The organism is Parvularcula lutaonensis (assembly GCF_014651915.1).
Classification (GTDB): domain Bacteria; phylum Pseudomonadota; class Alphaproteobacteria; order Caulobacterales; family Parvularculaceae; genus Parvularcula; species Parvularcula lutaonensis.
In genome coordinates this window covers 739,849-766,111 of record NZ_BMXU01000001.1, presented here as the reverse complement: position 1 = coordinate 766,111, position 26,263 = coordinate 739,849, and the positions used below count along the sequence as shown (strand labels likewise).

Below are 26,263 nucleotides of genomic sequence, written 5' to 3'. Positions count from 1 at the left end.
CATGTTTCAGAAGATCGACATTGTCGGCGCCTTCCATGATGGGCTCGGCTTCGCCGCGGGCCGCTACAGCGAAGTCCTGCGCCTGAGCTGGCTCCCGATCGCTCTCATCATGCTGGCTGGGCCGGGGATCGCGAATTTTGCCGTGGCGCAGGGACCGGGCTGGGGCATCCAGCCGGAGTTCCTTTTCTGGCTCATCTTCGCGCCTCTTTCGGTGCTGCTGCAGGCCAGCGTCATGGTCGCGCTCATCAGGACAGCGGTGAACGGCTATCCGCCGCATCACCGCAGCGCCCATCTCGCAATCGGGCCGCGCGAATTCCTCTATGTCCTGTCGGGGCTTCTGGGGATCGGGATGGTTGGCCTGTTGCTCTGGGGACCTTACAATTACAGCCTCCAATTCCTCGACGCCTTCGCCCGACAGCAGGAAACGATCGAGGTCTATCGCTTCGTTGAGGGGAGCCTCCACCAGGGCAGCAAGAACCTGCTTTACGAAGACGGCCATCCGATCCGGAACCTTGAATTGCCGATCACTGTCGTCGCTTTCGCAGGCATGGGCTATGTCGCCCTGCGACTCCTCCTGCTTCCCAGCTTCGTGGCGGCGGGCACAGGGAAGGTCTTCCGCCGCACACTGAAAGCGAGCGCCGGGTTCAACATCATTCGCCTTCTGCTCGTGCTCGCGGTCCTGTGGTTCCTGTTCTGGGTCACGTCGTGGGCCGCGCAGCTGATCGCTTCGCTGGGCTTTTTCATCGCGGGGCTCTTTGCCTTCATTCCGCAGCTGCTGGGTGGCTTCGGGCTCGATTTCGCAGCGGAGGGCTGGATTTCCGAGCTCGGTACCTGGACGAGCCTGCTGATCGGCTATGGGATCTCGATCCTTTTCGAGGCTTTCACGCTGGGCATTGTCTCAGGGTTTTTCGGGGCCATCGTCCGCCAGTTCCGGGAGGCCTAGCCGTGCTCTCATTTCTCGCCGCACTGGCTGCATCCTGTTCGCCGCTGGGCCTAGACCGTGACGGGCTGGAGGCACTGCGCAATGCCGAGTTCGCGATCGAGAGCGCGGAGGAGCGGGATGCCTTCCTTTTCGATCTCGCGGATTGCGCCGGTGAGCCCGATCCCTTCCTGCGCGACCGGATCGGCTATGAAGGCATGGCCACGATCCTTCGCAGCGGCGATGTCAGTGAAGAGACCGTGCGTGAGCTCTACGGACAGTACACGGAGCTGCTTCGGATCCTGCCGCGCTATCTTGATCGCGGGACCAGGAAGAAAAACCGGGGCCTGCGCCCTTCGTTCCTGACGCTCTACTTCACCGAGATTGTTCGTGTGGACCGGATCGAGCCGTTCCTGACCGACGAGGAACTCGCTGACCTCGTCGATCTGACCGAGTTCGTGATCTACAACGTGAACGACTTTCGCGGCTTCGACGATGAGCAGGGCTGGCGTCACCATCTCGCCCATGCCTCGGATCTCGCCATGCAACTGGGACTGAACCCGCGGGTGACGGACGAGCAGCGACTGGAACTCATCAAGGTCCTGACCGGAAAGATCCAGCCTCCGGGGAAGGTCTTCTTCCGCTTCGGCGAACCTGAACGCGTGGCGCGGGCAGTAGCCTATCTCTATCTCGGCTCGGAGATCGAGGCCGAGGCGATGCGGGAAGCCTTCTTCTCGCTTGCCGAGCCTTCGGGCTGGACGTGGCAGGCAGCGATGAATTCGGAGGCCGGGCTTGGCAGGCTCCACAACACGCGGGCGTTCCTCAACGCTATGATTGTCACGCTTTATGGCAGCGATCAGCCGCGGCTGGTGGCGCTGCGCAAGGCAGCGGTCGAGGCACGGCGCAAGCTTCCCTAGTTGATGAGGGCGATGGCCTGTCGGCTGGCTTCGGACTGGACCACGGCGTCGCTGCTTTCGGCGGCGCTGCGCAGCATCTCGGCGAGATCCTCACGCTCTTCGAGGGTCAGCCAGTCGCGTAGCATTTCCGTCAGCAGGCGGAGGGCCATCTGCTGGTCGATTGGTTGGCGCACGGCCCATTCGGCATAGGTGATCGCATCGTCGGCTTCGGATTCGCTGCTGACTTCGGCCAGTTGCATCTTGACGCGACCGCTCGCCATGGGCCAGTCCTCGCGACCGATGACCATGTGGATGTAGGTGGCAGCGGCGGTAACCGGGTGGTCGATCGCCGTAATCGGCGACATCTCTGTCCGGCTCGCGATTTCCTTCCGCCGCTGCGCGCCGCGGAACCTGTCCGCGGCGTCGATGACGGTGTCACTCGCCTCCTTCAACATGCGCAATCGCCACCACCAGACAGAGATACCGATAAGGACGGTGATGAGGAGCCCGAGGATGTGCATCCGCCAACGGTAGTTGCCGCGTTGGGGTGATGCAACCGCGGGGGCTCACCTCGTTCTGGCCGTGGCGGAATTGCGGGTGCGGTCGGCCTGTCAGCCCTTCTTTGTTTTGATCCCTAGCAACGTATAGAGCGGACAGATCCCGGTGACGGCCGTCACCACCATGATGGCGCCCACGATATAGGCGATGATGGTGAGCAGCCCGGTCGGGACGGCACCCGTGAAGTATGTCAGGGCGAGGATAGCGACGCCGACGACGAGGCGAATGATCCGGTCGGATCCGCCCATGTTGGAGAGTGACATGGCTTTCTCCCTTTGTGTGAGCCTACGGCCGGGAAGTCTATGCCTGCCACGAGAGGTGTCATCCATCAAATGCAGTCAGGGAGCGCGCAGGAATGATCGGCGGCGCGCGCGGCGACCGTGGAGCAAGCGGACCGCCCTGCGGCTCTCCGCAGCGACCAGCAGGGCAGCGCGAATTGAAAGGCGGCGTGAAAAAAATCGGGAAGTGGTTCAAAGTGCCTCTCCTGCTTGCGGGAGAGGGGCGGGCGTTTCGTCTAAGCCGCCTTTTTCTTCCGTGCACGCGGTTTCTTCTTCGCCTCCTTCGCCGCGGCTCGTTCGTCGTGCCTGGCTAGGACCTCGGCGAGGAACTCGCCTGTGTAGCTACCTTCTGTCTCCGCCACGTCTTCAGGGGTGCCGGCCGCGACGATCTGGCCGCCTCCGTCGCCGCCTTCGGGGCCCAGGTCGATGATCCAGTCGGCCTGTTTGATGACGTCGAGATTGTGCTCGATGATGACGACGGTGTTGCCGTTGTCGGCGAGTTCCTGGATCACTTCCATCAGCTTACGGACATCCTCGAAGTGGAGGCCGGTGGTGGGTTCGTCGAGGATGTAGAGGGTGCGGCCGGTGGCGACCTTGGAGAGCTCCTTCGCGAGTTTCACCCGCTGGGCCTCGCCGCCGGACAGGGTCGTCGCCTGCTGGCCGACCTTGATATAGCCGAGGCCGACGCGGTTCAGGGTCTCCATCTTGTTGCGGATGGAGGGGACGGGTTTGAAGAACTCGAAAGCCTCCTCGACCGTCATGTCGAGGACGTCGGCGATCGATTTGTCCTTGTACTTCACTTCCAAGGTTTCACGGTTGTAGCGTTTGCCGTGACAGACGTCGCAGGTGACGTAGACGTCGGGCAGGAAGTGCATTTCGATCTTGATGACGCCGTCGCCCTGGCACGCTTCGCAGCGGCCGCCCTTGACGTTGAAGGAGAAGCGGCCGGGCTTGTAGCCGCGGGCTTTCGCCTCGGGCAGGCCAGCGAACCACTCGCGGATCGGGCCGAAGGCGCCGGTATAAGTCGCAGGGTTCGAGCGGGGCGTCCGGCCGATGGGTGACTGGTCGATGTCGATGACCTTGTCGAGATGCTCGAGCCCGGTGATCCGGTCATGCTTGCCGGGAACCTGCTTCGAGTTCATCAGCTTGCGGGATGCGGCTTTATACAGTGTCTCGATGGTCAGTGTACTCTTGCCGCCGCCGGAGACGCCGGTGACGCAGGTCATCAGGCCGACGGGAAACTGGGCCGTGACATTCCGCAGGTTGTTGGCACAGGCCCCCTCGACGGTGATGACGCGCTCCGGATCGAAGACGCGGCGCTCCTCAGGGACCGGGACTTCGCGGCGGCCTGCGAGATAGTCGCCGGTGATCGACTTCCTGTTCTTCTCGATCTGGGCAGGGGTGCCTGCGGCGACGACAGTTCCTCCGTGCACGCCAGCGCCAGGGCCGATGTCGAGGACATAGTCGGCAGTGCGGATCGCGTCCTCGTCATGCTCCACCACAATGACCGTGTTGCCGAGATCGCGAAGGCCCATCAGCGACGTCAGCAGGCGGTCATTGTCCCGCTGGTGAAGGCCGATCGACGGCTCATCGAGGACGTAAAGCACGCCGGTCAGGCCCGAGCCGATCTGGCTTGCGAGGCGGATGCGCTGGCTCTCGCCACCGGAGAGCGTGCCGGAAGAGCGTGAGAGGGTGAGGTAGCCAAGGCCCACATTGTTGAGGAAGTGCAGCCGGTCGCGGATCTCCTTCAGGATACGGACGGCGATCTGTTTCTCTTTCTCCGTGAGCTGCGTGTCGAGGGTGCCAAACCAGAGATCGGCCTCGCGGATCGAGAGGCTGGCAACCTGGGAGATGTCCTGGCCGCCGACCTTGACCGCAAGGGCCTCGGGCTTGAGGCGCGCCCCGTCGCAGGCCTCGCAGGGGTGCATGGACTGGAATTTCTCCATCTCCTCGCGCACCCAGGAGCTGTCGGTCTCGCGCCAGCGGCGCTGCAGGTTCGGGATGACGCCTTCGAAGGTCTTGGTCGTCTCGTAGCGGCGCAGGCCATCGTCGTAGACGAAGGTCACCTTCTCCTTGCCCGTTCCGTAAAGAATGATGTCCTGCTGCTTCTTCGTCAGCTTGCGCCACGGGGTCTCGACGTTGAAGCCGTACTTCTTGCCGAGGGCTTCGAGGGTCTGGGTATAATAGGGGCTCTGGCTCTTGGACCAGGCAGCGATGGCGCCCTTGCGCAGGTTGATGTCGTGGTCGGGGACAACGAGGTCCGGGTCGAAGTAGACCGATGTTCCGAGGCCGTCGCATTTCGGGCAAGCGCCCTGAGGCGAGTTGAAGGAAAAGAGCCGCGGCTCGATCTCCTCGATCGTGAAGCCGGAAACCGGGCAGGCGAACTTTGCAGAAAAGGTGATCACCTTCTTCTCCTCGCCCGACTTCGGTGCGCTCTCGGCCACGGCGAGATCATTGCCGAGTTCGAGGCAGGTCTCGAAGCTTTCCGCGAGGCGGCTTTCGATGCCTTCCTTGATGACCAAGCGGTCCACGACGACGTCGATGTCGTGCTTGAACTTCTTGTCGAGGGCAGGGGCGTCCGCAATGTCGTAGAACTCGCCGTCGATGCGCACCCTCTGGAAGCCGCGCTTCATGAGGTCGGCGAGTTCCTTGCGGTATTCGCCCTTCCGGCCTCGGATCATCGGCGCGAGGAGGTAGAAGCGGCTGCCTTCGCCCTCGGCCATCAGGCGATCGACCATCTCGGAGACGGTCTGGGAAGTGATCGGCTCTCCGGTGGCGGGAGAATAGGGAACACCAACCCGCGCCCAAAGGAGGCGCATGTAGTCGTAGATCTCGGTGACGGTGGCGACGGTCGAGCGGGGGTTCTTGGACGTGGTTTTCTGCTCGATGGAGATGGCGGGGGAGAGGCCCTCGATCTGGTCGACGTCGGGCTTCTGCATCAGCTCGAGGAACTGGCGCGCATAGGCCGAGAGGCTCTCGACATAGCGGCGCTGGCCCTCGGCGTAGATCGTGTCGAAGGCGAGGGAGGACTTGCCGGAGCCGGAAAGGCCCGTGATCACGGTCAGCGCATCACGCGGTATCTCCGCCGTGATGTCCTTGAGATTGTGCTCCCGCGCACCGGTGACCGTGATGTGTTTCGTGGACATGAAACCGCCTTACCGTCTTCTGCCGGAAAGCTAGGCCTCTATGCCCCTGCGCCCCCTAGAACAAGGGACGAACGGGCGCAGGTGTGTGACGGTTTAGAAGTTGAAGCGGTAGCCAATCGTATAGGACGTAGCGCTGGCGTCGAAGGTCCGTTGGACGACGACCGGATCTGGCGTCGCGCCTCCGACATCATAGGAGAAAGAGTCCTCGGCATTGGAGACGAGAGAAATCCAGCGGGCCTCAAGAACGAGCGACCCATACGCACCGGTCCTGACGCCGAGGCCTGCCTTGACGGTCGGCCTGAGGGAGACGTCATCGTCGCCAAGAACGTTGTCTCGGGCAAGCAGGGCCCCGCCGGGCGCAGCATAGGCGTAGAACCGCTCGCCGAGATCAGCCTTGGCCGAGAGGTTGAACCCCAAGGTCCGGTGACTGTCGAAGTCGTTCGACAGCGCAAACGTCTCAAGTTCTGCTGAAAGAGCGGAGGTCAGCCTGCGGCCGAGGTAAAGGCTCGTGGCAAGTCCTGGCTCGTCGTTCGTAAAGCCGAACGGCGTGATCATTCCGTTTTGCGTCTCGCTGCCCGAATAATCCCGGGACTCAATGCCGAGACCTGCGTTGTAGCCGACATACCAGGGGTTCGTGGCGTCTTCCGCGGAAGCGAGAGACAAGCTGGCGATGGCGCAGGCAATGCCAGCGGTAAGGGTGCGGAGCATGGATGATTGTCCCGTTGAGAAACGGTGGCAATCATCCCTTGATTTGAGGGATTTACAAGCGCAATTTCGCCTGTGCTGTCAGAAACCGATGCGGTAAGTGAAGAGGACGCTCGTTCCGCCGAAAGCGAAGATGTAGTCGGTCTCCTCGATGCCTGCTGAGGTCTCGACGAGGCCGGGGACGTCGACGTCTTCGGTGGCGAAGTGGTTGGCTTCGAGGCCGACCTCGCCGGGGATGACCGGGACGTTGATCCTTATGCCGCCCTTGATCTGGTAGGCGATGGTGTCGTCGGGATTCTCGCCGCGCAAACCTTCAAGAGCCGGTAGCGCGTAGCCAATGCCGACGCCGACATAGGGGGTGACGAGCGGGATCGGTAGGTCAGGCTCCCACACGACGTTGGCCATGAACGCCCAGGCCTCCTGCGCGTTCTCGAGCGTCACGCCCGCAGGCTCCGCGCCCGAGAAGGTGAGCATGTCGAGATCGGCGGTGCGCTTGGTCGCTTCGCCTTCGAGCACGATGTCGGGAAAGAGGCGGTAGCCGATGAGCACACCGAAGGTGCTGCCCGAGTCGTAGTCGCCGCCGTCCGGTCCGCTGACCGGTGTGCCCGTGAGCGTACTCTGCTGGAAGCGGATGTCGTCATCCGTCAGCGAGAACGAGCCGCCGTGGACCTGGATGTAGTTGTCGCCCGCATGTGCGGCGGACGTTGCGAAGATGGCTGCACTGAGCAGCAAGGCCGACCGGATCACTGAAACACTCCTCCTCGAGATCGACCGATGTCCCGAGGAGGAGGGTAGGCGAGGTTGGCCTAGAAGCCAATCTTCCAGGTCACGAGACCCGTAAAGCCGCCATAGGCGAAGTTGGCTTCGACGATGTCGGTCCCGACATCGCCAGAGAGATCGAAGTCGTCGGTGGCGAGGTAGTTTGCCTCGATGCCGATCGTGCCGGGCACGAGCGGGAAGCCGAAGCCGACGCCGGCCTTCACCTGATAGGCGAACTGGCCGTCCACATCCTCGCCATCGACGGTCTCGAGGTTCGAGGTGAGGTAGCCTGCGCCAATGCCGATATAGGGGTCTGGCAGGAGCGGAAGGGTCGGGCGAAGGACCGCGTTGCCCATGAAGGCGATGGTGCGGGGATCGTCGGTGATCGCCGCGCCGGCATTGCCGATGGAGACGTCATCCGTGCTGGTCGTGCGGAGCGTCACTTCGCCTTCGAGAGCGATGAAGGGCAGGATGTAGGTGCCAATCAGGCCACCGACGGCGTAGCCCATGTCCGCACCGCTATCCACTTGCTGGTCAAGGATGTTGCCGAGGAAATTGTCACTTGCGAACTCGACCGTGTCTTCGGTCGGCTGGAAAAGGCCGCCATGGACCTGGATATAGCCGCCGCCCGCGTGGGCCGTGGAGATGCTGGCCAGCGCGACACCGGCGGTGAGGAGAAGCTTTTTCATGACGTGCCCTTTCGTGCGATCGCACCCGCCCCGTGGCTTTCGCAGCGATCAATTAACCGTACCCCAAGGCACTCGCCTTGCGGGAATTCAAAATCGGTCATGCACCCCAACTGTGGCAGAGATTTGACGGCGCCGGAACATTCTGCGAACGCGCAAGTGGAAAACATGCACTTGGCCGGGGAGGGCGATGCTCCCTACGCCTGTGGGCAAGGTATGGAGGTTGGTGATGGCGGGAAGCGTCAACAAGGTGATCCTGATCGGTAATCTGGGACAGGATCCGGAAGTCCGGCAGTTCGGCAATGGCGGGCAGGTGTGCAACCTGTCGATTGCGACGTCGGAAACCTGGAAAGACAAGCAAAGCGGCGAGCGGCGCGAGAAGACCGAATGGCACCGGGTCGCCATCTTTTCCGAACCGCTGATCCGGGTGGCTCAGAACTACCTGAAAAAGGGTTCGAAGGTTTACATCGAAGGCCAGCTCGAGACGCGGAAATGGCAAGACCAAAACGGCCAGGACCGCTATACCACCGAGGTCGTGCTGCGGCCGTACCGCTCGGAGCTGACGATGCTGGACGGCCGTTCGGGTGGCGGTGACCAGATGGGCGGCGGCTACGGCCAGCAGATCTCCGGCGGCAGTGATTTTGGCGGCCAGGGTGGCGGCCAGCAGCAGCGCGGCGGCAATGACTACGACCTGGACGACGACATTCCGTTCTAAGAGCGACTGATGCGTCCTGCGCCGCGCCTTTACACCGAAGCCGGCCTTGGCCGTGGAAGCTTCAGCTTCGACCAGGCCCAGGCACGGTATCTCGGATCGGTCCTGCGCCTCGGCGCTGGGGATACCGTGCGCCTGTTCAATGGTAGGGACGGCGAGTGGGTCTATGAGATCACCGAGATCACGAAGCGGTCCGGCGAGGCCCGACCCTTGGAGCACCGGCGCGAGCAGGTCGAGGCTGAAGGGCCGACACTTCTTTTCGCACCGCTGAAGCGCGGGCCGACGGAAATCCTTGTCCAAAAGGCCACCGAGCTCGGCGTCGGCACGCTCCAGCCCGTCATCACCGCGCGGACCAATCGCGACAAGCTGCGCACCGACCGGATGGAGACCATCGCGATCGAGGCTGCCGAGCAGTGCGAGCGTCTGACAATCCCGCGGGTCGAAGAGCCGGTTGCACTGGACGCGGCCCTTTCGGCGGTCGACGGGTTCGTGTTCTGCGACGAAGCCGGTGACAACGAGAGCGAGCCGTGGGGCGGCGATGAAGGGCGGGCCCCGCTCGCTGCAAAGGTTTTCGGGTCCACGGATGCGTCTCCGCGGGCAATCCTGATCGGCCCGGAAGGCGGCTTCACGCCTGAGGAACGGGCCAGGCTGCGGGCCGATTCGCGGGCGCTCCCGATCTCGCTCGGACCGCGCATCCTACGCGCGGAAACGGCAGCGATCGTGGCGCTGACCCTCTGGCAGCTTCGCTTCGGTGATCTTGCGTGAGGGAATCTATCGCCGCTGGGCAGCATTTTTCCCTTCGCACTCGAGAAGAAGCTTGCTCAACGGCGCTGGAGGGCGAAGTTCAGGCCCTGCGTTTGCCGAAAGAGATGCCGTGACCCAGCTCGACGCCAGTGCCCGCCAGAACCTCGAGCCCGTTGAGGACAAGGCCGAACTGACGGCCTATCTGCGCTCGGGCTGCAAGCCGAAGGACCAGTGGCGGATCGGAACGGAACACGAAAAGTTCGGTTTCCTCCGCGACACGCTGGAGCCACTGCCTTTCTCGGGCGAGCGCTCGATCCAGGCGGTGCTCGATGGTTTGTCCCGGCAGTTCGGCTGGGGAAGGCTCGAGGAAGAAGGCCACCTCGTGGCGCTGAAGAAGGAGGGCGCGTCTATCACCCTGGAGCCCGGCGGCCAGTTCGAGCTTTCCGGTGCGCCGCTCTCGCACATCCACCAGACCTGCAACGAGGTGCATGACCACCTCGACCAGCTGAAAACCATCTGTGAGCCGATGAATGTCGGTTTTATCGGCTTTGGCGCTGCGCCATACTGGACCAGGGAACAAATGCCCAAGGTCCCCAAGCCGCGCTATGAGATCATGCGGCGATACATGCCAAAGCGCGGCAATCTCGGGCTCGACATGATGCACCGCACCGCCACCGTGCAGGTGAACCTCGACTTCGAGAGCGAAGAAGACATGGTGCAGAAGTTCCGCACGTCCCTCGCGCTGCAGCCGATAGCAACGGCGATGTTCGCCAATTCTCCGCTGACGGAAGGAAAGCCCAACGGCTTCAGGAGCTGGCGGGCGCATATCTGGACGGACACGGACCCTGACCGCACGGGCATGCTCCATTTCGTCTTCGACGACGATTTTGGCTTCGAGCGCTATACGGAGTACATGCTGGACGTCCCGATGTATTTCGTCTGGCGCGATGGCAAGTACCTCGACGCTACCGGGAAAAGCTTCCGAGACTTCCTCGAAGGCAAGCTCGATGTCGCGCCGGGGCAGAAACCCAATATCGAGGACTGGAAAGACCATCTGTCTACGGCGTTTCCCGAGGTGCGGCTCAAGACGTTTCTCGAGATGCGCGGGGCGGACTCAGGGTCTTGGGGCCGGATCTGTGCCCTGCCTGCCCTGTGGGTCGGGCTTCTTTACGACAGCCAGAGCCTCGCCGAGGCCTGGGACCTCGTGAAGGACTGGACGCAAGAGGAGCGCGAGGCATTGCGCGGGGCTGCGGCCAAGGACGGGATGGCGGCAGAGGTCGGGCGCATCAAGGTCCAGGACGTTGCGCTCAAGGCGCTGGAGATTTCCAGTGCAGGGCTCAAGCGCCGCGCGGAACAAGACACGATGGGTGCGGATGAAAGCGGCTTCCTCGCCCCGCTTTTCGATATTGCGCGCAAGGGCGAGAGCTTCGCGTGCCAGCTTCTGCGGGATGTCGAGGCGGGGGCCGATCAACGGACCCTGTTCGAGCGCTACGCCTTTTGACGGGCTTGCGCGGCGGTGACCGCCGGACGGCGGAAGCCTGCCGGGAGCTGGCGGCGCGATGCCGTGTCCTGTCCAACATCCTCGACGTGACAGGCCCGCCGCGCTGGCGTGCCCGCGAGGGCGGCTATCAGGGCCTCTCTCGCATCATCATCGAGCAGCAGCTCTCGGTCGCAAGCGCGAACGCCATCCTTGAGCGGGTGCAGGCAGCCACCGCAGGCCTCGACCCGGAGCATGTGCTGCGTACCAGTGAAGACAACCTGCGCAGCCTCGGCCTGTCGCGGCCAAAGATCCGTTACCTGAAGGTTCTGGCGGCGGACGTGACGGAGGGCCGTTTTGATTTCGCTGAGCTTCAGCGCCTTGATGACCGGCAGGCGTCCGAAGCGCTTGAGGGACTTCTCGGCGTCGGACGCTGGACTGCGGCGGTTTATCTCCTCTTTTGCGAGGGCCGCCGCGATCTCTGGCCGAGAGGCGATGTTGCGCTTCTTGCCGCCCACCTAATGGCCGGGGGTACCTTCGGGCGGCAGGACATCAAGGCCTTCGATGCGTGGGCGGAGGAATTCTATGCCCCGCATCGCGGGGTGGCGGCGCACATCCTCTGGGGGCAGATCGCTCATGTCCGGGGCCGCGCGCCGCTCTGACGGGGCGGTTGATCCGAGGTCTTGCCTGTGCGTAACTGGTTTGGATCGAGGGAATCTCAATGCGTTCAATCCTGTCGGCGATGTTCCTGACTCTCGCCAGCATGTCACCTGTCGAAGCGGGGGAGACGTCGTGGCGCGAGCACTACCGGGCATTCGCCGCTGCGATGACGGCCGGTGACGAGGCGGCTGCCATCCAGCACGCAGAGGCTGCGTGGCTTGCCGCGAGCAGGCAGCGTGAACCCGGCGAGAACCGCGCTCTCCTGGCACAAAATTCCGGCCTGATGGCCGGCACTTCGGATCCGGGCGCAGCGCTTCCGGCGCTCAAGGACGCGCTCGCCCTGAGCGAGCGGGGTTTCGGCGTGCAGAATTATGGTCCGGACACGCTCCGTTTTCTTGTGGCCGAAGCGGAGGCTGCGATGTCGCCTTCGGGACGCACGATCGGTCGGGCCGCGGACCTCATCCCTCGTATCTCCCTACAGGAGAGAACCTCCGAGCCGATCCTCAAGGCCCGCATTCGCCTGCGTTCCCTCTCCGAGGAGAAGCGCCAGTGGGGTTCGCTGGAGGCGGTCGCTGGCGGCATGAGCGACGACTACGCTTCGATGCCCGATGTCAGTGCACAGAGAAAGATAGAAGCAGAAGCACTGCGCTTTATTGCGGTGCTCTCCGATCCACCGCGCGACGGCCACCGCGGAGCAACGACGATGGACGAGGGCCGAGAGGGGAGACGCTACGCCAAGAGGATGGATGCGAGCGTCGAGCGTTTTGCAGCGATCCAGAAGGAAATCGGGCCGCAGGAATCTCTTGAGCGGTTCGATCCGTTCCTGGCGCAGGCCATGGCGTGGCACACCATGGTCACGGCTTATCAGGGCTCCTACGACCCAGATGCGCGGGGGAGGGACCGGAGAATGCCGGTGGCGCCCACCGTTCTGCAGGGGGCCTGCAAGATGGAAATTCCCTGGGAGCGGCAGCCGCTGGACTTCCCCGATCGGATGAGCGGCTATAACGGGGCCGTGGTGATCGGCTATCATCTCGACGATGATGGCAGGACGACCGGGCTGCGCATCCTGTCGGAGTTGCCCTCCGAGCGGTTCGGCGATGCCATGTTGCAGCAGGTGGCGAAGTGGCAAGCCGATGTCACCAACCTCTCCGGGACCTGCATGCGTGACCGCACAGCGGTGCTCAGCCTCTACACCATTCGTTAGAGGGTGAGGTCAGCCTACTGACCGCCCTTGACCACCTCGCCGTCCTTCATCACGAAGCTGACGGTTTCGAGCGTCTGGATATCCTCGAGAGGGTTGCCGCTGACCGCGATGAGGTCGGCATGACAGCCCTCGGTCACGCAACCGAGTTTGCCTTCGCGGCCCAAGGCTTCTGCGGGCACGATGGTTGCCGCGCGGATGGCCTGCATCGGGCTCATGCCGAACTCGGTCATCACGCGTAGCTGTTTGGCATTGTCTCCATGCGGATAGATGGCAGCATCGGTGCCGAGCATCACCTTTGCACCTGCGTTGACGGCATTGCGGAAGCTTTCGCGCTGGACCTGGCCGACCTCGCGTTCCTTGGCCATGCTCTCCTCGGGGATGCCGAGTTCCTCGCCCTTCGCGAGCGTGTATTCGGTGTTATAAATGTCCATCGACAAGAAGGTGCCGTTGCGGACGGCCATGCGGATTGCCTCGCGGTCGAGGATCGAGGCGTGCTCGATCGTGTCGGCACCCGCTTCGATGGCGTTCTTGATACCTTGGGTCCCGTGAGCGTGCACGGCGACCTTCAAGCCTCGCAGATGGGCCTCGTCGACGATGGCCTTCAGCTCTTCCAGGGTGGACTGCGGCGCGCCGAGGACCGTGCCGCGGGAGAAAACGCCGCCCGTGGAGCATGTCTTGATGAGGTCGACGCCGTATTTGATGTTTCGCCGGACCTTGGCGCGCAGGGCCCAGGGGCCATCGGCGACACCTTCGCCGGTCGTCGGGCGGTCATAGGGGAGATAGTTGTCATCGGCGCAGTGACTTCCCGTGACGCCTACCGGCGGACCTGCAACGAAGAGCCTTGGGCCGGGGATCTCGCCCTCGTTGATTGCGTCACGGACCGAAAGCATGCCGAAGGTTCCGCCGACATTCCGCACTGTCGTGAAACCTGCGTCGAGGGTCTTCTTGGCGTTTGCCACGGCCCAGATCGTCGCCCGGTCCTGGGCATATTGATAGCGGTCATAACCCCGCCCCTTGTCCGAGGGGCCTTCGAGATGGGTGTGCATGTCGATGAGGCCGGGCAGGAGGGTCATGGCGCCCAGCGCGATGGTCTGTGCTCCTTCCGGCGCGGAGACGGACGACACCGGACCGCTCGCGACGATGACACCGTCCTCGATCAGCACCGCTGCATCCTCGACCATCCGCTCCGAACCCGGATTGATGAGCCGGTCGGCGGTGACAAGGAGGGTCTCTGCCTGTGCCGGAGCAGCGGCTGCTGCGAGAAGCGAGATCGAAAGAAAAACACGGCTGCGCATGGTGGGCCCTATCCGACAAAAGTTCCCCCAGACGGTGCCACGCCGCGGGGATAAAGGGCAAGCGCGTGACCGCAGGCCAAATTCTGCCGAAGGGGTTTGATCTCGGGTCTCTCAACCTTAATGCTCGAGGCGAGAATTTGGGGCAAGAAATTGAAAATTCTAGTGATTGGGGCCGCAGCTTGCGTCGCGGCAGCAACCGGTTTCGCGCAGGCGCTGGATTGGCAGGACGACTACCGGAGTTATTCGGCGGCGATGGAGGCGCGGCAGTGGGACAAGGCCCGCACGGCGGCGGAAAGCGCATGGCGGGGCAGCCGCAAGGCTCTGCCTGACGGCGACACGAAAGCCTATCTCGCGCAGAACTATGTCGAGCTGGTCTACCAGTCCGACATGGAGGCCGCGATCGAGCCGCTGAAGGACGCAGTCCGCCTGGGTGAGCTTGGCTATGGCAATGACAACATGCCCGTGGCGACGCTGCAGTTTCTGCTCGAGTCCGCCGAGGCATGGCTGAACCAGCGCAACCGCGGCGCGACGAACCGTGCCTTCGAAGCGTTCAGCAAGGTCGATCCCGCCGACGCGATGCTGCCCGAAGTGGTGCTTGCACGAATGCTCGTGGCGCGGCGCCTCCTGTCGCACAACCGGCCGGAAGATGCGGCGAGCTTCGCCGGCCAGCTCAGCGAGGACCTGCAGAACGCTCGCGGTGCGCGCTCCCTGATCGTCAATGCCGAAGGCATCAGGGCCGTGGCGATCTCGAACACCAAGCCGCTGGGCGAGAATGGCGTTGCGACATCGCGTGCCCGGGTGAAGGACCCGAAGGTCGGAGAGTTCCTCGACAGGGTTGGCGAAGGCATTCGTGCCATCCGGCGCGCCCGCGCCGTCTACCCGATCTAGCAGAGCGTGACGTCCTTTGATGACAATCTCGCGCAGCTCTTCGCCTATGAAGAGTTCCTCGCGACGTTCGCGTACAGCTATCTCGGTTCGAATGATGGCAGGAAGTTCCTCGACAGGCTCGGGAACGGCAAGCCGCTGATCTACGTTCCCGCAAACTGCCCGACCATCCAGTACAAGCCGCGGGATGGCCGGTTCCCAACCAGCGAATTCGGTTACAACGGCGTCGTGGTCTATGCCTATGACCTCGACGACAAAGGTCGCACCACGAACATCCGTGTACTGTCCGAGGCTCCCGGCAAGCGTTTCGCCGACGCGGTCGAACGGTTCGTCTCGACCTGGCGCGCCGATGTGAGCAATGTCCGCGAGGAATGCCGGATCAATCAGCTCCAGATCCACAGCTTCTACACCGAAGCCGGCATCTGATCGTTCCACGCCAAGCTTATCCCGGGGGACCAATATGAGATCTTTCGCAGCTGCGTTCGCCATGGCCGCGCTTTCCTTGGGCTTCGCGTCTGCGGACTGGAAAGAGAGCTACCGGGCCTATCAGGCCGCGATGCAGTCCGGTGACGGGCAGGCGGCTCTCGTCCACGCCCGCACAGCTTGGGAGGACGCGAAGGTGTCTCTCCCGGTCTCGGAAAACCGGGCGGCACTTGCACAGAACTTCGCGACCATTGCGATGTTCTCGGATGATCCCGCAGCGGCGCTGCCTGCGCTGGAGGATGCCATTCTGCACGCGGAGCAGGGGTTCGGGACGTCGAATTACGATCTGCCGAACCTCCTGTTCTTCAGGGCCTATGTCCGGTCTGCCGAGAAGCCGCGGAACATGGCCCTCGCGCTCGCTGCGGTTGAGGCTGCGGAGGGCGTCACGGGGAATGCCATCCTCGCGCCGCACAGCGCGCTGGCGCGGCGGCTGCTCGCCAAACGCCTTATTGAGCGCGAGGCAGGCGATAAGGCATTCGACTTGATGACGCCGCTGACGGATCAGGCGTTCTCTAAAGAGGGCTATGACCTTGAAGCTCTGCAGGCGGACCTGTCGCTCAGAATGGTGGCGGCGTTTTCCGACCTGCCGATCGGTGAGCGGTTCACCAACCTGCAGCCGGAAGTGGGCGCGGACACGTTCATCGACCGATTGGAGAAAGTGCTCTTCGACTGGCGGCGGCACATGAATCGCTTCCCACCACAGAAATCGATCGAGACCTACAACCCCGTCCTTGCCAAGACCGAGGCCTCGGAGGGCCTCACCACGGCCTATTACCGAAGCTATGCGAACGGGCCGAGAGTCGAGGCCTTCATCGCGAGCCTTCCAAGGAGAAGGACCGGGATCATCCGCTCGGAACGCTGCGACGCGATCAAGTGGAAGAAGAACCCGATGCGTTTCCCGGCGTCCCAGTCGGGATATAATGGCGCGGTGATCGTCGGCTTCCACCTGAACCGAGACGGCAAGGTGGAAGGTGAGCGGCTGCTGGCCGAGATCCCCGCTGACCGTTTCGGCGAACGAGCGGTGAAGCAGGTCGGGAAGTTCTGGGCCGATACGACCGGGGTTTCGGATGCCTGCCTTCGCAACCGTAGATACGACGTCCAGTTCTATACAAAGCCTTGATTCACTGCGCTTCTGAGCAGGATGTTGCGTTGCGGGGCGAAAAAGTTTGCCGCCAGGGCGTTATGATCGAACTGTCACATAGAATCGGCTAAGCTTTTGTGGTGTAACCCTTATGGGAAGAACCAACGGAGCCGGGCGCCTTCAGCATCGCTGACCTGCATATGATCCCTTTCGTGAGTGGCCGAATGGAAAGCCACTTTCGAATGCGGTGCCTGCGCTTCCCGAGGTGCAGGAGCTAGAAAGCCATGAACGTCGTCCGCCAAGCCCCCGATGGGTGTCCCGCTCTGGTCCTGAATGCCGATTTCAGACCGCTGAGCTACTTCCCCCTCTCGCTGTGGTCTTGGCAGGACACCCTGAAGGCGGTCTTTCTCGATCGTGTCGATGTGGTGGCGGAGTACGACACTGAAGTGCATTCGGTGTCGCGCTCGATGCGGTTGCCCTCCGTCGTCTCTCTGAAAAGCTACGTGAACCACAGCCGCAAGCCGGCCTTCACGAGGTTCAACGTCTTCCTGCGCGACAGCTTTTCCTGCCAGTATTGCGGCAAGGGGGACCGTGAGGAGCTGACCTTCGATCACGTCATTCCGCGTTCGAAGGGGGGCAAGACGACTTGGGACAACATCGTTGCCGCCTGCAGCCCGTGCAATCTTCGCAAGGGCGGGAAGATGCCGAGGGACGCGCGCATGTGGCCTGCACAGTCACCGCGCCAGCCGAACATGTTCGAGCTCAATGAAAAGGGCCGGTCGTTCCCGCCGAACTACCTGCATGAAAGCTGGCAGGACTACCTCTACTGGGACACCGAACTCGAGCCTTGATTTCTTGTCGCGCCTTGTCTTGCGCTGCAAGGTGGAAAACACGTCTTCATTGCACTGCTGAAAGAGCTTGTCGTCTGCCAAGAACACAGCGACCGTTTTCGTATGCGGATCTTTGGAAAAGCCCTCGCGATCTTCGCGCTGATCTTCGGCCCCGCCATCCTCTACGGCCTGTTCGTGGCTCTCGCGCGACTGCTCTATGCTTTCGGTGGGTGCCAGGGCGCGCTGGGGTCCGGCATATCCTGCATCCGCGGCGACTCCTTCGGAAACCTCGCCGTTCAGGCAGAACTGTCAGTCCTGATGGCGATCCCGGCGCTGGTCATCATCTGGGCGATGGTCAGCGCTGCCCTGATCTTTGCGATCTGGTTTTTCAGCCTGATCTCAAGGCCATTCAGGCGTTCTGGCACTGCGTAGAGGTCGTCGCTCCCCCATTAGGTGATCTTGCAGTTGCAAAGTGTCGAGACCGGGCAGTCCTTCGCTCGGTCAGTAGTCCCGCTTGTAGTTCGCACCGATGGTCTGCGCGCCGTCGGGCTGGAGCGTCGCTTCGAGGTTGAAGAAACGGGACACTTCGTAGACCACGCTGATCACGGTGCCGACGGTGCCGAACCCCTGACGCGCCGAGATATAGACGTCATCCGAGACATATTTGCCGACCGTCAGTGACCGCCCGGTCGGGTCGATGCTGAGCCTGTCGAGCCCCAGCCCAGAGCGGAGCGTGCCGCCGATGCCGGGGCCGACGCCAAACGCGCCCGAAAGCTGTGCGGCGGCCTGGGCGAGCTGCAGGGCCTCGCCTGCGCCCAGCTCGGATGCCCTGCGGCCGAAGAGGATGAGCGCAAGGACGTCCTCCTCCGGCAGGCTCGGGTTCGATCGGAACGAGATTGTCGGGTCCGAAGCCGGACCTGAGACATTGACGATGGCGGTGACGGTATCAGGCGGGTCGCCAGCTTCGGTCTCAGCTTCCATTTCGATGATCGGGTCGATTTTCTTGGTCCGCTGGAAAGCGATAGCGCCTTTGGTGATGTCGAACTCGCGGCCTGCGAGGTCGAGCGAACCATCCAGCAGATTGACGTCGCCGCCGATGATCGGAGCATCTGCCGTCCCTCGGATCTCGAGATCCGCGGCCCATTCGCTCTCAAGGCCGCGACCGCGGATGAAGACGCCATTGCGCGCCTCCACGGAGATATCGAGATTGACGGTGACAGGGGTCTCATCGGGCGTCTCGACCTTTCTGGCACGGTCTTCTTCGGTGCCGTCGATGCGGACGACGTTGACAGGGGCGAAGGTCGGGACGCTGTCGGAGGATTCGATCTCGGGGATGTGGATGTCGAGTTCGTCGAGGATAATTGGCCCGCTGAGCGTCATCTCCGTGAAGCTGCCTTCAAGGTCGAGACTGGCCGTGACGCGGGCTTCGAGTTCGGGGCTGTCCGCGATCTGGGCATTATCGAGATCGAGGTTGAGGTCGAGGGAGGATTCGGTGCCGCGTGTGCTGACAGTTCCGGAAAGCCTGACCGATTCGTTGCGTCCCGAGGCCCCTGAGCCGGTGATGTTCACCTCTCCACGGGTTCCGCCGGGCGCGACATTGAAGCTGGCCGTGCCATTGAGGTTCGTCAGGGTGATGCCGATCGTGCTTTCCTCGAACCGGCCGCCTTTGAGCTTGATCGTGCCCTCCGTGAGGGGCTCAGATGGGGAGCCCGTAATGCGGATATCCGCCGCGATCTCCCCTGTGACCGGCTGGCCATCGATCGGTACGAAGGCCCAAAGCGGCGCAATTCGATCGGAATAGGCGATGCGGATATCGAGATCGCGGTCGCCAACTTCCACGCCGATGCTCGGACTACGGACGAGCCGCACGGGGAGCTGGGCGTCAATCGTACCGAGCTGTTCGCTGGTCCCGCGCAGGATCGCGGCATCGAGGGTGACGAGACTGCCCGACCATGCACCGTCAGCGACGAGGCTGTATTCGTCGTCATCGGTGTTCGCCTGCGCTTTAAGCGCAAAGGTGGCCGGGGTTGGGGCAGATGTATCGAGATCGAGATTGAAGTCCGCGATGGCGTTGGCCCTGGGCACGGGCATGGCTTTGGCGTCGATACTGGCTTGCCAGCGACTCTTGCCGATGTCGGCGGAGAGGTTGAGTTCGCCGCCGCCGAAATAATCGACTGTGGTCGGAGCGATGGAGATGCCCTCGCGCCACGAGATGACCGTCGGCGTGGAGAGTTCGACCACTTGGTCATCGTCTCCGAGAAGGGTCATGCGCAGGCGCTCAAGATAAAGAGCCTGGTCGTCGCGCAAGTCGATGGAGCCTTCGCTCTGGACAGATTGCAGGAGGACAGAACCAGCGCTGATGTCAGTTGTGGCGAGGTTGAAGCGCACAGCGCTGCGGGGGCCGTTCGCATCAAGCGTCAGGTCGCCGATCTCGTTCTCTTCGAAACGAAGGTCCCTGCCGCTGAGCGTCACTGCGACAGGGTTCAGTCCCTTGCCGATATTCGCGTCGAGATCGATCTGTCCACCGACGACCTGCCCCGTGACCAGGGTCGAGCGGCGGCCTGCGTCAATCGTCAGGTCCACAGTCGCGGCCTGCGTGTCAAGATTGATCCGGGCACGCCCTTCGGCCCTGATCGCGCCTGCATTGAGGTCAATGCGCGTCACGTTGAGGTCCTTGCCGCGCACGTCGAAGGCGACTTCTCCGTTATAGTCATCTCCTGCCGAGGTGAGCCTGATGGTGCCCGAGGGCGCGGAGGGAAGGCCGCGGATCTGGGCCGTGAGGTTGCCTGCACCGAAGGCATTGCCGTCGATCGCGCCCGCGGGGAGGGCGGCGTTGGCATCGAGCTTGAACTGCTGGGCCGTCCCGTTGGCGGTCGCGGTGAGGGTGAGAGGTGACTGGTAGGAGCCAGTGCCTGCGAGAAGAGCAAGAGCCTGGGGGCCTGCGCGCAGGGTGACATCGGCGTCAAGAGCGGTGCTTTCGAGGCCGTAGCGCGCATCGCCCGTCAGCATCAGGCGACGGCCCTGCGTCGTGCCGATGACTGCGTTGATATTCCGGGCACGAATGAGCCCGTCTGCATTGTAGCGGACAATGGCTTCAACGGTGGCGCCTTCGCGCAGCATGGGGTCGATGCGCGGGTCTTGGATGGTCAAGCCTTTAGCGCGAATGTTGACTTTGCCCGAGAAGGGGACCTCGTTTGATGACTGGCCTTCGCGAACCGCAAGGCGCGCCTGGCCTGCGGTGACGGCACCGGAGAAGAGAAAACCATCACCGCTTTCCTCGATGCCCGCGTCGAGCTCCATTGCTCCTCCGAGCTCTTCGGCGTCGTAAGGAGCGAGGACATCGGGATCGATCTCACCGCGGAGCACCGCGTTGGCGGCGCGGACCTCGCCAAGATCCGCCGAAATCTCGCCATTGATGGCACCGAAAGCGCCTTCGAACGTGTCGATCGTCAGTGTGGCGCGCTCCTCGCGGTAGATACCCGTGGCGGTGAGCCGAACAGCATCGCCAAGTGCCTTGCGAGCGTCCTCGGGAAGGAGGCTGCCCGGCGCGTAAGTGAGTGTTGCGGAGAGAGCGTCCATCTCGTCCATCGAGCCGCCGAGCGTGCCTTCCAGCTTGCCGTAGATCGCGGCATCGGCCTTGATCTCAGCACGGAGGTTTTCGAGCGGGCCGGTAGCGACGGCTTCGAGAGCGATGGGGCCTTCGGCCTTTGCGAGGGTGGAGATGATCCCGTTGTCGCGGCTGAGAACAGAAATGTCGCCGTCGATGGCTTTTCCGTCAAAGAGGCCGCTCATCCTTAGGCTGTCCGTGCCCTCATCAGTCTCCGCGAAGAGCGAGAAGCGCAGGCCCGGGTCCTGGTAGCGGCCTTCGCCCTGGAGCGAGAAGCCGTAGGGCTGGCCGAAGATTCTCTCGCCAATGAGAAAGTCGTCGATGACCAGGGCGTCGACCCGGATGTCGGGCAGGCTGAGGGGTTCATCGTCAGGATCTTCATCAGGCTTTTCGCTCGGTTCGATGGTCGGTTCGTCGAGGAGTGCGGCATCGGCAAGCACGATCTCGCGGATATGGATCTCGCCGGAGAGGAGCTTCATTGCGTCCCAGCGCAAGGCGAAACGCTCCGCACGGGCCCAGACCTCGCCGTCCTTCCTCAGCTCGAGGTCGCGGATGACGATCTGATTGGGCAGGCGGCCTGCGAGAGGAGCATAGGAGACCTCCGAGCCAAGCCGGTCTGCGACGAGGTCTTCGATGATCGGGCGCGAAAACCGGTCAGCCAGCGAGATGCCGAGCGCTGTCTGCGTCAACGGGATGAGCGACAGGAGCACGAGGCCGATCAGGACCAGAAGTCCGATGCCAATATAGGTCAGGACACGGCGCAACATCAGAAGGGCTGCCCCAGACCGATATAGATCTCGAAAGCGCTATCCTCGAAAACCACATCAGGATCGGTGTTTTCATCGCGGATCGTGTCAGCGATGGTGAAGCGGCGGCGATTGACAGGCACTGCGACATCGACCCGGACCGGACCGATGGCCGTGTGGTAACGGACGCCGACCCCCGCGCCGACGAGGACCTGGTCGAAGGAAGGCGTGTTGTCTTCGAAAGCGCCGCCGATATCGCTGAAGACCGCGAGTTCAATGGCTTCGGTGACGTGCTGGCGCAGTTCGATGTTGAACTCGCCGAGGGAGGCGCCGCCCAGGATTTCGCCGGTCAGGCGATCGATGGGACTGGCTTCCTGGAAAGCGAAGCCGCGCAGGGAGCCGCCGCCGCCTGCATAGAAACGCTCGGTTGCTGGAATGGATCCGCGGCCTGCCCCGTAGATCGCGCCAATTTTCATGCGGCCTGCCAGCGTGCCGCCGTCGCGTCGGCCCCAGAAGACGCGGTCGGTATAGCTGAGCGTGATGCGCTGGAAATCGACCGTGCCGAAGAAGGGCGTGACGACGAGGCCGGCAGCCCAGCCGTCCTGCGGGTCGAGCGGTTCCTTCTGGCTGTTCCAGAGGACGGACATGGGTACGCTGACGGCCTGGAAGGTCCGCTGCCTGCCCCGCCGGGTCCCGCCACGGCCTTCGCAGGTTTGCTCTTCGCCAACATCGATCGGCACGCCGCTCGGCAGGATGCAGTCCTTCTCCGTGATGTCGGAGTATTGCAAGCGCACGCCGCCTTCAGTGGTCAGGTTGCGGTCCATCCAGAGCTTGGCGAGCGCACCACCGACTTCGACCGTCTGGGCGTTGAAGGCATCGGTGTCCTCGTTCCTGAGGACCGTGGCGAACGTGTAATAACCAGGCAGGCGCGGCCGCCGTTTGCGGAAGCTCAGGGAGCCCTCCTGCACCGGCGCCGATGCGATGATCTCGGCACGGAGGGTCTCGCCGCGCCTCAGGAGATTGCGGTTCTCCCAGAAAGCATTGGCCCCCGGACCGACGTCTGTCGCGTAAGACACACCACCGCCGAGCGTGCGGTGCGGTCGCTCGCGCAGGCGGACGAGGATGTCCGTCGTGCCGTCCTCTGCGGGCAGCTGCGGCTGCACATCGACCTCGTTGAACAAGGACGTTTCAATGAGCCGCTCGCGGAACGTGTCGAGTTCGGAACGCTGGGCCGTCTCGCCTGTCTCGAAGGTCCTGAACTGGCGGATAAAGTCGGGGTCGGTGCGCTCGAGGCCCTCGACCCTGATCTCGCCATAGCTCGCCTTCGGCCCTGTGCGGACGCGAAAGCGCGCAACGCCGGTGCCTTCACTGAAGTCAGAAAGGACCTCGCGGTGGCGGATCTCCGCGCCGAGAAAGCCCGCATCCCAGTAATGGTCGAGAAGCCGGGCTTCGATCTCCTGAAGGGCTTCGCCTGTGGGCGAGCCGTCGGGTGAAATACCTGCCTCTTCCAGCGTCTCGATCCGTTCTGCTGGCTGTTCATCGAGATAGTCGATCTCATAGCCGGTGATCCGGAAGCGCTTTCCGGGTTCGATGCGGAAAGTGACGTTCACGACCGAGCCTTCGCGATCGACGGTCGGCTCGACGAGGGCTGCGTAGTAGCCCTTGCTCTGGAGTGCGGCGCGCAGGGCCTCGGCATCGGCGTTCGCCGCCCTGCGGATCGGCGCGAGGGCGCTGAAGCTTTCAGGCTTGCGGGCGAGGGAGGACAGGGGGCGAAGCTCCTTCTGAAGTGCTTTCTCGAGGCCCTCGATGGTGACCTTCACCTCGAGCCCCTGCGCGGACGCCGCGCCGGGAAGGGCGCTCGCCAGCACAAAAACGAGCGCGAGAAGGGTGAGGCGGTATAAAATCATGGAACTCTGCCCAAAACGCCGCTTCAAACGGGATCGTTCCCAGGCGTATCGATTATTAAGGTCACCGCAATGCATCAAATCCCGACTGATATCGCTGAGAGATTGAAGAAGCGTGCTGACGCAGTCGAACTTGCGCTGACAAAAGCGTTAGCTCCTCACAGCGATGAAGCGGCGATCGCGCGCTTGCAAGAGGCGATGGCATATGCGCTTACCGAAGGTGGAAAGCGCATGCGGCCGTTCCTGTTATTGGAGACGGCCGCGCTTTACGGGGCGGATGAGAAGGCAATGCCTGCCGCCGTCGCGCTGGAGATGATCCACGCCTACAGCTTGGTCCATGACGACCTGCCGGCAATGGACGATGCCGATTTGCGGCGGGGGAAGCCATCGGTCCACAAGGCTTATGACGAAGCCATCGCGATCCTTGTGGGCGACGCGCTGCTGACCGAAGCATTCGTGGTGCTGACGAGCTACGAGGCCGCCCTTGCGGCGCCGTTGTGCCGCGAACTGGCGCTCGCCTCGGGAATGCTGGGCATGGTCGGCGGGCAGATGATGGACCTCTACCCCGAAGGGAATGACGAAGCCCATATCATCGCGCTGCAGGCGCGGAAGACCGGCGCCCTGATCGAGGCCGCGGTGACCATGGGCTGTCTCGTCGGCGGCGCGCCCGAGGCCGATACCAAAGCATTGCGGCGCTACGCACGCCAGCTTGGTCTCGCCTTCCAGGTCGCCGACGACCTTCTCGACGTGACGATGACAGCGGAGGATATCGGCAAGCCTGCGGGAAGGGACGAGGACCAGGGAAAGGCGACCTTTGTCAGCCTGTATGGAGAAGACGGCACCCGCGCCAAGCTCGCCCAGATCAATGACGAGGCGCGCGCCGCGCTGGCGGATGTCAGCAAGGATACCCAAGTGCTCGCCGATCTGCTGGAATGGCAGGCAAGCCGGACGAATTGAGGGAGAGGCCGTGAGAAAATTGGTGACCGTCGTGGCGGCGCTGGCTGTCCTCGCAGGGTGTTCTTCGATGCAACCGGCCTGCGGCTGCATCGAGCCCGAAGAAGCGTGGCCACCGGTCGAGGAACCGGAAGAGGCCTAGGTCGAAGGCAGCGCCGCGCGCTTGGAGACTTCGCGGAGCATGAAGCTCGACTCAATGGTGGCCACATTCTCGGTACGCAGGAGGCTGTCCGACAGGAAGGCTTCGTAACTGCCCAGCGTCGGCAGCACGGCCTTGAGGTAATAGTCGAACTTGCCGGTCACGAGCAGGCATTCCATGATCTCGGGCTTGGACTTCACCGTTTCCTCGAAGATCCGGAGGCTCTCCTCGTCCTCTTTCTCGAGCTTGACGAGGATGATGACGGTCACCGGCAGGCCCACCGCCTCGCGGTTCACCTCGGTTCGGTAGCCCTTGATAATGCCCTCCGTCTCCAGCCTGCGCAGGCGGCGCAGGCACGGCGTGGGGGACAGTCCCACCTTTTCCGCTAGCTCTGCGTTGGTAATGCGCGCATTGTGCTGCAGATGATGGAGGATATTGCGGTCGATCTGGTCGAGCTTCATGCCGATGCCTTTGCCGCGATATTCTGCTGTTTCGCAAGTCCGAAAGTGGAGTACGCGCAGGCAAGATGAGCTTGTCGACGGTCAACTGTGCAGAAAAAGCGGGACCGCGTAGGAGGAAAGCCTATGCGGCGCTGGATCTTGGCACGAATAACTGCCGGTTGATGATCGCTTTTCCGCGCCGGTCGGGATTCATCGTCGTCGACAGCTTCTCGCGCATCGTCCGCCTGGGCGAAGGGATCGCTTCGACAGGCCGCATTTCACAAGCTGCTGAGGAGCGCGCTCTCGATGCGCTGAAAATGTGCGCGGAGATCATCGCAAGGTGGGAAGTGACCGCCTTGCGCGCCGTCACCACCGAAGCCTGCCGCAGCGCAGCCAATGGCGACGCCTTTGTCGAGCGGGTGCGCCGAGAGACAGGGCTGAAGCTCGAGGTGATCGGGCCGGAGCAGGAGGCGTTGCTGGCGCTTTCGGGCTGCGCGAGCCTGATAGACCACGGCGCGAAACGGGTCGTGCTGTTCGACATCGGCGGCGGATCGACCGAGGTGTGCTTTCTCGACGTGCAGCAGACGCGACCGAAGCCCTCGTTCTCGCTGGAGGAGATCATCTCCATGCCCTTCGGCGTTGTCCGCCTGAGCGAGGGCCTGGCCGAGGGCGGCTTTGCGGGCGAGCATTTCAAGGGAATCAGAAAGCGGGTCAGGGATGGCGTGCTCGAAGGGATGCCGGAAGGCTTCGAGATCGATCCGTGCCGCGACCACATCATCGGGACCTCCGGCACAGCCACCAGCCTTGCCGCCATGCATAAGGGGCTTCAACGCTACCGGCGGCGGGAGGTCGATGGGAGCTGGCTGACCACGACGGACATCACCGGGCTCGCCGACAGGCTCGAAGGTCTCGGTTATCTCGGAAGGGCTGCCCAGCCCTGCATCGGTGCGGGCAGGGCGGACCTCATCATGCCGGGCGTGGCCATCCTGCAGGGTATCCTGGATGCCACCGGGTTCGAGCGGGTCCGCGTCGCGGATCGCGGCTTGCGCGAGGGGTTGATCACGGAGCTGATGGCGGACAAAGGCTCCCGCCCCGGTGGCCGGCAGGCCGTGCAAGCTGCGGAGTAGCTCCTGTGCCAAAGAAAAAAGGACATGG

General features: G+C 63.1%; 25 protein-coding genes. 15 read left to right on the top strand and 10 right to left on the bottom strand.

Annotated elements, in window-relative coordinates; all coding sequences use genetic code 11:
- Position 1 precedes the first annotated feature (1 nt).
- Complete coding sequence (locus IE053_RS03595; protein ID WP_189571909.1) at positions 2–943, top strand: hypothetical protein; 942 nt, start codon at positions 2–4, stop codon at positions 941–943.
- A 2-nt stretch (positions 944–945) separates the two neighbouring features.
- Positions 946–1,836, top strand: coding sequence for a DUF2785 domain-containing protein (locus tag IE053_RS03590; RefSeq protein ID WP_189571905.1), 891 nt, complete (start codon positions 946–948; stop codon positions 1,834–1,836).
- On the opposite strand, the gene IE053_RS03585 is transcribed toward IE053_RS03590, so the two are convergent.
- The 6 genes from IE053_RS03585 to IE053_RS03560 all read right to left on the bottom strand — a co-directional run bounded on the left by IE053_RS03585 (position 1,833) and on the right by IE053_RS03560 (position 7,950).
- Entirely contained in the window at positions 1,833–2,336 is a 504-nt protein-coding gene (locus IE053_RS03585; protein ID WP_189571903.1) for a hypothetical protein, read from the bottom strand. The genes IE053_RS03590 and IE053_RS03585 overlap by 4 nt on opposite strands.
- 90 nt (positions 2,337–2,426) lie before the next feature.
- The gene (locus IE053_RS03580) at positions 2,427–2,636 is read right to left on the bottom strand and encodes a YgaP family membrane protein (RefSeq protein WP_189571900.1); all 210 of its coding nucleotides are present in this window, start codon (positions 2,634–2,636) and stop codon (positions 2,427–2,429) included.
- 251 nt (positions 2,637–2,887) lie between these two features.
- Positions 2,888–5,797: an excinuclease ABC subunit UvrA gene (gene uvrA, locus IE053_RS03575; RefSeq protein WP_189571897.1), complete on the bottom strand. Its 2,910-nt coding sequence runs from the start codon at positions 5,795–5,797 to the stop codon at positions 2,888–2,890.
- Positions 5,798–5,890: 93 nt separating this feature from the next.
- The gene (locus IE053_RS03570; RefSeq protein ID WP_189571894.1) at positions 5,891–6,505 is read right to left on the bottom strand and encodes a hypothetical protein; all 615 of its coding nucleotides are present in this window, start codon (positions 6,503–6,505) and stop codon (positions 5,891–5,893) included.
- 78 nt (positions 6,506–6,583) lie between these two features.
- Positions 6,584–7,249: an outer membrane beta-barrel protein gene (locus tag IE053_RS03565; protein WP_189571891.1), complete on the bottom strand. Its 666-nt coding sequence runs from the start codon at positions 7,247–7,249 to the stop codon at positions 6,584–6,586.
- A 59-nt stretch (positions 7,250–7,308) separates the two neighbouring features.
- On the bottom strand, positions 7,309–7,950 hold the full coding sequence (locus IE053_RS03560) for an outer membrane beta-barrel protein (protein ID WP_189571889.1): 642 nt from the start codon (positions 7,948–7,950) through the stop codon (positions 7,309–7,311).
- A gap of 226 nt (positions 7,951–8,176) precedes the next feature.
- Here IE053_RS03560 and ssb point away from each other — a divergent pair, with 226 nt between their 5' ends.
- From ssb to IE053_RS03535, 5 genes are all read left to right on the top strand, one after another.
- Positions 8,177–8,662, top strand: coding sequence for a single-stranded DNA-binding protein (gene ssb, locus IE053_RS03555; protein ID WP_189571886.1), 486 nt, complete (start codon positions 8,177–8,179; stop codon positions 8,660–8,662).
- 9 nt (positions 8,663–8,671) lie between these two features.
- Entirely contained in the window at positions 8,672–9,424 is a 753-nt protein-coding gene (locus IE053_RS03550; protein ID WP_189571883.1) for a 16S rRNA (uracil(1498)-N(3))-methyltransferase, read from the top strand.
- Between the two features lie 109 nt (positions 9,425–9,533).
- Positions 9,534–10,904, top strand: coding sequence for a glutamate--cysteine ligase (locus IE053_RS03545; protein WP_189571881.1), 1,371 nt, complete (start codon positions 9,534–9,536; stop codon positions 10,902–10,904).
- Entirely contained in the window at positions 10,901–11,542 is a 642-nt protein-coding gene (locus IE053_RS03540) for a DNA-3-methyladenine glycosylase family protein (protein WP_189571878.1), read from the top strand. The genes IE053_RS03545 and IE053_RS03540 overlap by 4 nt, the downstream gene beginning before the upstream one ends.
- A 59-nt stretch (positions 11,543–11,601) precedes the next feature.
- A complete protein-coding gene (locus tag IE053_RS03535) occupies positions 11,602–12,744 on the top strand; it encodes an energy transducer TonB (protein ID WP_189571875.1) in 1,143 nt (380 codons plus the stop codon).
- Between the two features lie 14 nt (positions 12,745–12,758).
- On the opposite strand, the gene IE053_RS03530 is transcribed toward IE053_RS03535, so the two are convergent.
- Positions 12,759–14,039 carry a Xaa-Pro dipeptidase gene (locus IE053_RS03530; protein ID WP_189571872.1) on the bottom strand — a complete coding sequence of 427 codons (1,281 nt, stop codon included), beginning with the start codon at positions 14,037–14,039 and terminating at the stop codon, positions 12,759–12,761.
- Positions 14,040–14,189: 150 nt separating this feature from the next.
- Between IE053_RS03530 and IE053_RS03525 the strand changes: the two genes are divergently transcribed.
- The 5 genes from IE053_RS03525 to IE053_RS03505 all read left to right on the top strand — a co-directional run bounded on the left by IE053_RS03525 (position 14,190) and on the right by IE053_RS03505 (position 17,750).
- Positions 14,190–14,927, top strand: coding sequence for a hypothetical protein (locus IE053_RS03525; RefSeq protein WP_189571856.1), 738 nt, complete (start codon positions 14,190–14,192; stop codon positions 14,925–14,927).
- A gap of 6 nt (positions 14,928–14,933) precedes the next feature.
- Positions 14,934–15,350, top strand: coding sequence for an energy transducer TonB (locus IE053_RS03520; RefSeq protein ID WP_189571853.1), 417 nt, complete (start codon positions 14,934–14,936; stop codon positions 15,348–15,350).
- A 34-nt stretch (positions 15,351–15,384) separates the two neighbouring features.
- On the top strand, positions 15,385–16,527 hold the full coding sequence (locus IE053_RS03515) for a hypothetical protein (protein ID WP_189571850.1): 1,143 nt from the start codon (positions 15,385–15,387) through the stop codon (positions 16,525–16,527).
- A 245-nt stretch (positions 16,528–16,772) separates the two neighbouring features.
- Positions 16,773–17,339: an HNH endonuclease gene (locus IE053_RS03510; protein WP_189571847.1), complete on the top strand. Its 567-nt coding sequence runs from the start codon at positions 16,773–16,775 to the stop codon at positions 17,337–17,339.
- Positions 17,340–17,441: 102 nt separating this feature from the next.
- A complete protein-coding gene (locus IE053_RS03505) occupies positions 17,442–17,750 on the top strand; it encodes a hypothetical protein (RefSeq protein WP_189571844.1) in 309 nt (102 codons plus the stop codon).
- Positions 17,751–17,819: 69 nt separating this feature from the next.
- Here IE053_RS03505 and IE053_RS03500 read toward each other — a convergent pair whose 3' ends face one another.
- Together IE053_RS03500 and IE053_RS03495 are read right to left on the bottom strand one after the other, a co-directional pair.
- Positions 17,820–21,692, bottom strand: coding sequence for a translocation/assembly module TamB domain-containing protein (locus tag IE053_RS03500; protein WP_189571841.1), 3,873 nt, complete (start codon positions 21,690–21,692; stop codon positions 17,820–17,822).
- Positions 21,692–23,578 carry an autotransporter assembly complex protein TamA gene (locus tag IE053_RS03495; RefSeq protein WP_189571826.1) on the bottom strand — a complete coding sequence of 629 codons (1,887 nt, stop codon included), beginning with the start codon at positions 23,576–23,578 and terminating at the stop codon, positions 21,692–21,694. The genes IE053_RS03500 and IE053_RS03495 overlap by 1 nt, the downstream gene beginning before the upstream one ends.
- A 69-nt stretch (positions 23,579–23,647) precedes the next feature.
- On the opposite strand from IE053_RS03495, the gene IE053_RS03490 reads away from it, so the two are divergent.
- Both IE053_RS03490 and IE053_RS14560 read left to right on the top strand, forming a co-directional pair.
- On the top strand, positions 23,648–24,532 hold the full coding sequence (locus tag IE053_RS03490) for a polyprenyl synthetase family protein (protein ID WP_268249042.1): 885 nt from the start codon (positions 23,648–23,650) through the stop codon (positions 24,530–24,532).
- 10 nt (positions 24,533–24,542) lie between these two features.
- Entirely contained in the window at positions 24,543–24,671 is a 129-nt protein-coding gene (locus tag IE053_RS14560; RefSeq protein ID WP_268249041.1) for a hypothetical protein, read from the top strand.
- On the opposite strand, the gene IE053_RS03485 is transcribed toward IE053_RS14560, so the two are convergent.
- On the bottom strand, positions 24,668–25,129 hold the full coding sequence (locus tag IE053_RS03485; protein WP_189571823.1) for an Lrp/AsnC family transcriptional regulator: 462 nt from the start codon (positions 25,127–25,129) through the stop codon (positions 24,668–24,670). The genes IE053_RS14560 and IE053_RS03485 overlap by 4 nt on opposite strands.
- Before the next feature lie 161 nt (positions 25,130–25,290).
- Between IE053_RS03485 and IE053_RS03480 the strand changes: the two genes are divergently transcribed.
- Positions 25,291–26,235: a Ppx/GppA phosphatase family protein gene (locus tag IE053_RS03480; protein WP_189571820.1), complete on the top strand. Its 945-nt coding sequence runs from the start codon at positions 25,291–25,293 to the stop codon at positions 26,233–26,235.
- The last annotated feature ends 28 nt before the right edge of the window (positions 26,236–26,263 follow it).